This is a genomic window from Blautia sp. HCP3S3_H10_2 (assembly GCF_052122375.1).
Lineage (GTDB): Bacteria > Bacillota > Clostridia > Lachnospirales > Lachnospiraceae > Blautia_A.
Window position 1 is genome coordinate 1 of record NZ_JBQKCL010000031.1, and the last position, 7,079, is coordinate 7,079.

The window sequence follows — 7,079 nt, forward strand, 5'->3', positions numbered from 1 at the left end:
AATCGAAATTGATGTAAACGATAGGGCAGTTTATCAAATATTGTAAGCTGCTTTATCGTTTACACCAACTTCGATTGGTTTCTAATCAATTTTCTGTTCCCTATAAAATTAATCTATTGGGATTTAACCAAATCGCTAAACAACGAGTCAAAATACTCTTTAAACCAATATTCACTCTTTCTTCCCAGTGTACCTCCTGGCCTTTCTGGTTACAGTCCCATCTGCATGGCGCTCGATGTTGCTTCTGCTCTCACGCATTTCCTGTACGGCTCTGAACATCTCTCGTGAGATGATTGCCGGATGATGATCCTCCTGGATGTATTTCTGATGCTCTCCGTTGTTCGGTATTCGCTTCTTCTCCGGGAAGTTAGGGGAGAAGGTCTTATAGAGGATGACATCACCGACATACTTCTCATTGGTCAATATGGTTTCGATGGAACGCTTCGACCAGGTCGTTTTTCCCCTGGAAGTCAAAATGCCGTTTCCTTCAAGGTACTTCTTGATGCCGCCCACACTATATCCGTCCAGATACATCTGGAATATCTGGCGTATTACCTCTGCCTCTGGATCGTTGATTACCAGGCTGCCATCTTCGGCATTGCTGTATCCGTAGCATTTCCGGTTATAGATTTGTGCATCCGGGTTCTGGGCTGCCTTATCCAGGCTCCACTTGATATTTTCACTCTTGTTCTCAGACTCGCCCTGGGCAATAGCCCCATGAAGGCTAATAGCCAGCTCCGCTTCCTTGTCAAAGGAATACAGCTGCTCATTCTCAAAGTAGACCGGGACGTTCATCTTCTTCAGTTCCCGGACAATAGTCAGAACATCTACCGTATTTCTGGCAAATCGGCTGATGGACTTGGTGTACACAAGAGTCACTCTCCCGGCTCTGCAATCGTCCAGGAGCCGCATTAGGTTCTTACGGTTATCCGATGTCCTGCCGGACTGAACGTCCAAATAGACGTCATACAGCCGCGCCTGCTGGCTATTAGCCACATCCGCAATAAGACCGGAAAGCTGGTGACCAATGCTCACGACTTGTGTTTTACTTGCAGTGCTGACACGGCAATAAATGCCAACCTCATATCTTGACGGCGGTAATGGCGGATGCTGTTTCAATTTTTTAACGATAGCCATAATGCTCTCCTGCGTTATCGTTATAGAGTACACCCGTATAGGCTGTTCTCATTATAACTCAGATTAGGCTAACTGTATATAAGAATGTAAAAATCATTGAAAATAAAGGATTTTGGGAGTACAGATAACAGCCTACTTTGTATTCATCGTAACCACCATTTTGATACAATCGAACGGTTGCACCCCCTTTTGCACCCCCTAAATACAGGAGATGCACCCCCTCCATCCGGGCATTGGATTAGACTACTCTTCATTTTTGGAAAAGATGCAGAGTAGTCTTTCTTTTCACGAAAAAAGAGATATTACAACACTGGGGAAGCGCAAAAAATGGAACTATATCGAATGGGAACAGAATTTAAGACTATTTATTCAGAAGTTCCTTAAACAATTCTCATCCGGCAACTATTTCAAAAGAGATGTTTGATGCTGTTCAGAAAACTTGTAAGCAATGAAGTAATGTTGAAACAGATGAACACGGAAATACTCATCGTAATAGTACAAAGTATAGTTCAAAGAGAAAAAATAGGAGTTAAAATTTATGATAGTATATGCAACAAAACAAACGGTGGACAGATATGGATTTAAAATGCCGGAAGAATTTCAGAACCCGATTATGCGACCAATTGTTTTAGATGTATATAAGCGAGAAAAGGGAAATCCATTATTAGAGTGGGGAGCAAAGTTGTTTTACTTTGATCGTTGTAAATGTATTCAAGTTTGTAATTTTGCAAGCAAATTTACAATTGTGCTTGTAGATGTAAAAAAGGCAGAGGTAGAGCTTATAGGAGATTCTATTGCAAGATATATGTTGGATATATATTCAGATGATAAGAAAATGACTGCTCTGTTGGAACGATTCTTTGAGGAGCATCCCTTAGTGTGTTTTTCTAAACTTACGGATCGAAGAATTATCTCAACTATGAATCGTTTTCAAAGCATATATCTTGAAGATGGATATTACTTATATAATTTTATCGAAAATAATGTCTTGCAGACATTAAAGCTGAACAGACAAATCAACAAGAAGTATTTGGTAACTGATAAAATTAACGGAAAGACGGTTTATTTTTATCCTGCGGAGAGATTTGAAGAATTACTGGTAGAGTACTATAAATGAACGTCTTAATCCCCCAGCTAAGCTGGGGAGATTGGAAGAAGACGTGGCGGGTGTGCGAAAATAAAAGCCGCCTGTGTTATAGTAAGAATGGTGTCGCAAGCCAAACTACACAAACACAGGAGGCGTCCATGGACAATAACAGTTTATCACATTGCAAATGGGAATGCCAGTACCATATTGTATTTATTCCGAAATATCGGAAGAAGGTACTGTATGGAAAGGTAAGGGATGATATAAGGGAAATTATCAAAACCCTTTGTAAGTATAAGAGGGTGGAAATCATTGCCGGAGCTGTATGTTCCGACCACGTACACCTTTGCGTAAGCATCCCACCGAAGCTCAGTGTATCAGAATTCGTAGGTTACCTCAAAGGGAAATCTGCATTGATGATATACGACAAGCATCCCGAAATGGGGAACAAGTGGGATAGAAGCTTTTGGGCGAGAGGATACTATGTTGTTACGGTGGGCAATATCACAGAAGAAAATGTGAAGGAATATATCCTCAAGCAAGCAGAGGAATCCAAGAAGGAAGAAAGACAAGCCCAACGGCCGCTTTAAGCGGCGGCCAGTAAGACGGCTTGCGACACCGACTTTTAGGCGGGCCAGTAATCGGCCCTTATAGGGCCAATTCTATACCACCGCTTGAAGCGGTGGTCCTAATTCGAATTAGATACACAGCTCACAAATGGATTTATAATATCAAGGAGCTCAAGATTTAGACGATTCATCCAAAGGGCAGGTTCGTACCCAATAACAACGGCATCTATGTCATCCCAAGTTAGGTTGCAATAAGTTAGACATTCAGCTAAAGCTAAAGAAGGAAACACACCTTTAGAGTGTTTCACCCTATTACAACGTTCTTCTTCAACTCCAAAAACTACCCTACCATCAATCAACACGACAACAGCAGGATCATGGTAGTTTAACCCGTATATACACGGGTTAATTCCCAATAATATTTCTCTTTTTCTTTTAGTTTCGTCTGCTTTCATTATCGATGATTCCTCTTTTACATTGAATTTAATGCTTTTCAGGCTTAAGCAAACACCCACATTCGGATGTGCTTATTGAAGCCTAGCACATCAATCCATTAACACCGGGATAAACTTCCTTTCCCTAAGTCTCTGTCCGAGATAAGTGTTGGTATGCATAACTGACCTGTTTATTCATTTTCTATGAATGCCCTGGGTAAACGAAAAGGAACAAGGTATATTTCATCCTTGTTCCTATCGGTCAGTATGTGCTATTCAGTTCAACAAATTGGAATTTGTTGCTCCGTCAAACTGAAAGTTTCAAGCGTTATAGACTTCCCACAAATATCTCTGCATCAATCGTCAAAGTTTTTAGCTTTTTGAAATCAATCTCAGTTTTATCTACATGGAAGAGCAGTGGGGTCATGTCTGCAAAAATTTTAATATCCTCTAACGGCATTTCATATGATTCTGAAACTCTTTTTTGGTAAATAACAGAATACTGCTTCTTGAATAAGTTAATCACATTCTCATTGGAATACTCTTGATTTTTCAAATGTTCTTTTGCAATGTTTCTGAACTCCATCAGATGTTTATTCCCAGGAATAACCTTTACAATATAGCCGCTATCCGTCAGAACTCTATTGAACTCCAAATAATTAGCTGGTGTAAATATGTCCAGTATACAGTCTACTGAGTGGTCTCTAATTGGCATATTTTCCAAATCACCCACAAACCACTTTATAGACTTACTACCGTCTCTTTTTGAAGCAAGGGAAATGGCATCTTTTGAAATATCAAAAGCAACTATATCTGCTTGAAATAGTTCTTTGATTTTTCTAGAATAATATCCTTCACCACATCCGACATCAAGAATAGTTGTTATGTTTTCAAGCTTGCTCAATATATGTGTTATCTCCGTAAGAATATGTGAATAGTATCCCTTTTCTAAAATATCCATTCTGCTTTCAAAAGAAGTTCTGCTATAATGCTTAGATTGCTTTTGATTTAATGCAAAATTCACATATCCTAATTTAGAAATATCGAAACAATGCTTATTACTACACAGCAAACTATTGCCTACCATCTTTAACTTTCGTTTACATATTGGACAACGAAAAAGCTTTTCGCTGTCATTAAATCTAATAATTTTATTCATGACATCCTCCATTATTACATTCTTGCCCGAAAGCGAGTTATGTAATACGGATGTACCGCAACACAACTCGCGGTATTATCTTAATCTCATATATGCTGTCATCTTATCACCTCCTCAAATTCAAGTTTGTATAACTATTTTATTGCATTATAGCATACTTTGGTCTGCTTTTCCCACTCCAGAGAAAATTTCTTTGTCGATAATTATCCTACCTATAGGAATATTTTTATTCACCAATACTTATCTCGGACAGAGATTTCCCTAAAATAGCCTATTTGAATTCTATTAGGCAAACGCGGTACAACATCTCTAAAATGACCGGACAACCTATCTGAACTATGAGCATCAGAACCAATAACAATTTTATTGCCACCAAGCTGAACATATCTGTTTATAACAGAGTATGATGGCATTGGTTCATCGCATGAATCATTAAGAGAAGAAGTATTTACTTCCAACAAAATATTCTTATCAATCATTATTGAAAGAATCATATCCAGTACATCGTCGTCAATAACCCATTTGTCAAAAAATAATTTGGGGAAATCCAAGTGGGCCAGCACTTGAAAGCCCCCGAGCTCGACTGTTTTTTGCATTATTTGATAGTACTCATATATTGCTTTTGATACAGACAAATTTCCCGCTCCTGGAAAGACTGAATTATAGCAGTGATGTATCCCGGCCGTTATACAGTCGAAAGGATATGAACTATATAAGGCAAACTCTTCTGGAAACAAGCTGGGTTCCGAAAACTCAATTCCACTTAGCAAAGTTAACGAACCGTATTTTTTTCGCAAGCGGTTTATTTCACGGAAATAATCATCAACAACAAAGTTCTGTTTTCTGTTATCCTTAACAATTGAAAGATTCTTTTCCGCTGAATTAAAATCCACATGTTCAGTAAAACAAATAACTCTTGTACCCGTTTTGCCGGCAATCAGACAATAATCCTCCATCGTAGACATTCCATCAATTGAGAATTTTGAATGGACATGCATATCAACAAATTCATTCATAATCGAGCCTCCATTTGTGAAGTTCATGCAGATCAGTGAACGCAAATACTAGATCACACTCCGACATGCTCTTATTTATGCGATGAACCCTTTTTTCCATTCTTGCTTTTATTGTTTACATAACGTCTCTTACTTGGCTTCAATCTACTCGAAGATCCAGCATTGTTCGACGAACCTGTATCCAATTCCGAAGCTCCTTTTTTCTTGGGTGCACTCATATTGCGGTTATTTAATCTACTTACCAATTGACCACATGCGGCTTTTATATTGCCACCTCGGGATTCTCTGATTTTCACAGTAAGTCCCACCTTATTTAACTTATCACGAAATGCAACGAGTTCCTGTTTGTTTGGTCTTCGAACTGCTTTACAATCCGTTTCATTGTATTGTAAAAGATTAATCAATACATTTTTGTCACGAAACCATCTTCCCAACTGTTTTACATCATTCGCACGATCATTTACACCCGGTATAAGCAAATATGCTATAGTAACGCTACGATTATGTCTTTCTGAATATGAGAGTACTGATTGAACTACTTCATTTATATCATACCCTTTCATATGCGGCATGATATAGTCCCTTACATGCTGATTCGTGGCATGCAGGGATAACGTAAGTTGGATTTTTAAATGTTCTTCTCTCAACTTCTTCATCTGAGGGAGCGGTCCCGTTGTTGATATTGTTATACCATCTGTTGGAAAATCAAGTCCTTTGCGGTCTCTTAATATATGAATGGACTTTATCACGTTATCATAATTGAACAGAGGTTCTCCCATGCCCATGAATACAATCCTATTTACTCTACCATTTATCAGTATTACTTGTTGAACTATTTCAGATGGTGTTAGATTTCTGACAAATCCATTTTCACCAGAGGCGCAAAAGATGCACCCAACAGGGCAACCTATCATGGTGCTCACGCATACAGTAGTACCAGTTTTTCTTTTAATGCTTACCGTTTCAATGCAATAGCCATCTGACAATTCAAAAGCATATTTCTGAGTATCCGGACCACGAAAGATTTCCTTGATAGTTATCGTTTTATACTTGTTACTACTTTGGGAACCGGAGTATAATTCGCGATAAAACTTATCCGCCTCAACTTCTCCCAATACACCAACCATTTCAGAATATGTGTATCCATATGGATCCTTATATATATCCGTGGCTTGAACAGAAGCATTCTTAACCATATTCAACATATGACCTCCAATAAAAAATCACGCTAAGATTCGTTGCAAAAGGCAATCACATTTCCTTTGCAACGCCCTCCTGAAAAACTTCCATGGAATCCAACATTTTCAGAGTTCGTTCATCACTACTAAAAACTGCAAACAATGCTAAAAAAACAGTCCAATTCAATTTTTTCTTACCATTTTCAATTGCATTATAAGTTTGCCTTGAAATGCCTATCTTTTCAGAGATATCAGCTTGGGAAGCTCCTATCCTTGCACGCAGCACAGGCAACTCTGTTACCATTGTATTGATCAGTTCCATTCTCTTACTATTGTTAAACTCCACTTCTAATCCCCTTTCTAAAGAATAATTTGCTCCTTTTACTTACCAGGCATTTTGTTTAGTAATAGAAAAAGGTGCAGTTGATTATTGCGTATTGTCAATCTCTCTCAAACCGGGTAGTAAAAATACGGCAAGCGCAACGATGATAATGCCAAT

Annotated in this window: 8 protein-coding genes; 2 read left to right on the top strand and 6 right to left on the bottom strand. The window is 38.5% G+C overall.

Annotated features, from left to right (window positions below):
- Positions 1-171: 171 nt before the first annotated feature.
- Positions 172-1,137: a recombinase family protein gene (locus ACTQWB_RS18420; RefSeq protein WP_441502881.1), complete on the bottom strand. Its 966-nt coding sequence runs from the start codon at positions 1,135-1,137 to the stop codon at positions 172-174.
- Between the two features lie 538 nt (positions 1,138-1,675).
- Here ACTQWB_RS18420 and ACTQWB_RS18425 point away from each other — a divergent pair.
- Together ACTQWB_RS18425 and tnpA are read left to right on the top strand one after the other, a co-directional pair.
- Positions 1,676-2,254 (top strand): DUF6933 domain-containing protein, encoded by a 579-nt coding sequence (locus ACTQWB_RS18425; RefSeq protein WP_441502882.1) that lies wholly within the window; start codon positions 1,676-1,678, stop codon positions 2,252-2,254.
- A 128-nt stretch (positions 2,255-2,382) separates the two neighbouring features.
- Complete coding sequence (gene tnpA / locus ACTQWB_RS18430; RefSeq protein ID WP_441502883.1) at positions 2,383-2,814, top strand: IS200/IS605 family transposase; 432 nt, start codon at positions 2,383-2,385, stop codon at positions 2,812-2,814.
- Between the two features lie 98 nt (positions 2,815-2,912).
- Here tnpA and ACTQWB_RS18435 read toward each other — a convergent pair whose 3' ends face one another.
- From ACTQWB_RS18435 to ACTQWB_RS18455, 5 genes are all read right to left on the bottom strand, one after another.
- Complete coding sequence (locus ACTQWB_RS18435) at positions 2,913-3,248, bottom strand: carbamoyltransferase N-terminal domain-containing protein (RefSeq protein WP_441502884.1); 336 nt, start codon at positions 3,246-3,248, stop codon at positions 2,913-2,915.
- A 307-nt stretch (positions 3,249-3,555) separates the two neighbouring features.
- The gene (locus ACTQWB_RS18440) at positions 3,556-4,386 is read right to left on the bottom strand and encodes a methyltransferase domain-containing protein (RefSeq protein ID WP_083655179.1); all 831 of its coding nucleotides are present in this window, start codon (positions 4,384-4,386) and stop codon (positions 3,556-3,558) included.
- Positions 4,387-4,616: 230 nt separating this feature from the next.
- Positions 4,617-5,402, bottom strand: coding sequence for a histidinol-phosphatase HisJ family protein (locus ACTQWB_RS18445; protein WP_441502885.1), 786 nt, complete (start codon positions 5,400-5,402; stop codon positions 4,617-4,619).
- Between the two features lie 71 nt (positions 5,403-5,473).
- The gene (rlmN, locus tag ACTQWB_RS18450; protein ID WP_009322361.1) at positions 5,474-6,607 is read right to left on the bottom strand and encodes a 23S rRNA (adenine(2503)-C(2))-methyltransferase RlmN; all 1,134 of its coding nucleotides are present in this window, start codon (positions 6,605-6,607) and stop codon (positions 5,474-5,476) included.
- 46 nt (positions 6,608-6,653) lie between these two features.
- Positions 6,654-6,926, bottom strand: a complete 273-nt coding sequence (locus tag ACTQWB_RS18455) for a helix-turn-helix transcriptional regulator (protein ID WP_033119816.1) — start codon at positions 6,924-6,926, stop codon at positions 6,654-6,656.
- Between the last annotated feature and the right edge of the window lie 153 nt (positions 6,927-7,079).

What these genes read in the sequence shown, in the direction of transcription:
- ACTQWB_RS18420 (WP_441502881.1), bottom strand. Translation starts at nt 1,137, where the DNA reads ATGGCTATCGTTAAAAAATTGAAACAGCATCCGCCATTACCGCCGTCA.
- ACTQWB_RS18425 (WP_441502882.1), top strand. Translation starts at nt 1,676, where the DNA reads ATGATAGTATATGCAACAAAACAAACGGTGGACAGATATGGATTTAAA.
- tnpA (WP_441502883.1), top strand. Translation starts at nt 2,383, where the DNA reads ATGGACAATAACAGTTTATCACATTGCAAATGGGAATGCCAGTACCAT.
- ACTQWB_RS18435 (WP_441502884.1), bottom strand. Translation starts at nt 3,248, where the DNA reads ATGAAAGCAGACGAAACTAAAAGAAAAAGAGAAATATTATTGGGAATT.
- ACTQWB_RS18440 (WP_083655179.1), bottom strand. Translation starts at nt 4,386, where the DNA reads ATGAATAAAATTATTAGATTTAATGACAGCGAAAAGCTTTTTCGTTGT.
- ACTQWB_RS18445 (WP_441502885.1), bottom strand. Translation starts at nt 5,402, where the DNA reads ATGAATGAATTTGTTGATATGCATGTCCATTCAAAATTCTCAATTGAT.
- rlmN (WP_009322361.1), bottom strand. Translation starts at nt 6,607, where the DNA reads ATGTTGAATATGGTTAAGAATGCTTCTGTTCAAGCCACGGATATATAT.